This is a genomic window from Methanoregula sp. (assembly GCF_002835825.1).
GTDB lineage: Archaea > Halobacteriota > Methanomicrobia > Methanomicrobiales > Methanospirillaceae > Methanoregula.
Genome location: NZ_PIZH01000609.1, coordinates 1 through 1,248, shown reverse-complemented (window position 1 = coordinate 1,248; position 1,248 = coordinate 1). Strand labels below are relative to the sequence as shown.

Here is a 1,248-nt window from a genome sequence, read left to right as displayed (position 1 = left end):
CGTTCGAATGAAGCAATGTCACGTTTTCCCAGGGTGAACGGCTGGCTGATATAGGCCGGTGCCACCACCACGATATCCCCGGGATTTGTCGCGGTCCCGATCATACCGGCAAACCCGCGCCAGTCCTCCTTCTGGAAGGTTGTGTAATAGTTCCCAAGAACAGGTGCGTTTATCACAAAAATAACCGCAATGAACGCGTAGACCAGCTTTTTATTCGGGATTACCCTGTGCATGAGCGGATAGCTCAGGGCAATCATCACGAAAAAGACCGGAAGAAGGTAGATCAGGTACCGGGGATTCATGGTCATCCGGGCCGAGATCAGGACGCTTGCGACCAGGGGCAGGACAAGGAACATCAGGGAGAAGAGGCACTTGTTCCGGTCCTTCCCGAACAGGTACAGGAAGCCCGCTGCCATCAGGAGAACGTACAGGCCGGTGAGATACCAGTTGAATCCCGAGAACCGGAAGAAGGTCTCCGGGATCAGGATCGGACCGAGCACGCCGTACGTGGGAGGCTCGGCGGTGAGCGTGAAGTACCGTTCGACCACGATGATGATCAGGGGAACGATCAGGATGGTCATTGTGACGAAGGCAAGGACGATGTTTTTTATCCCGGCGATACCGGTCGCAAGCCGGTCCCGTATCGTGATGAGCGCATGGAGGTAGAGGACCCCGAGCGGGATGAGCACGTAATAATGGGTCCAGAAGGCGAGCGCCGAGAAGATGCCGAACAGGATCCAGTCGGTGACGGTATCGGTCCTGATCGCCCGCAGGTAGAAGAGAAGAACCAGCGAGAAGACGAAAAGGACCATTGCGTACGAGTACGCTTCCTGGGAGTAGTAGATGCCAAAACCGGATACGGTCATCAGGGCCGCTGCAATGATCCCGACGTTCCGGTCCCGGAATTCCTTGCCGATCAGGTACATGAGGGGTATCGTAAGGGTTCCCATGACGGCGGAGACGAACCGGAGGACGAATTCGCTCTGGCCGAAGGTGAGCATGACATGCTCCACCCAGTGGAAGAGCGGCGGATGGAAATCGCCGGAGAGACCGATGTTCCAGATCTCGATGAACGACGGCCGGGACATGGTGAGGGTCGAGGCCTCGTCCAGCCAGAGCGAGTTGAAATCGAGGTGATAGAACCGCAGTAACGCGCCGATCACGGTCAGGACCAGGAGGATCTGGACATACCTGCTTTTCAGGTACTCTGTCAGTATTCCGAGATTGAGATCTTTTACGGATCCGAAG

The 1,248-nt window shown here is 56.2% G+C and carries 1 protein-coding gene; it reads right to left on the bottom strand.

The genetic code is table 11. The annotated features are described in order from the left end of the window. Positions 1 to 1,248, bottom strand: a 1,248-nt coding sequence (locus CW742_RS13775) for a glycosyltransferase family 39 protein (RefSeq protein ID WP_292421358.1), incomplete at both ends; no start/stop codon positions are given.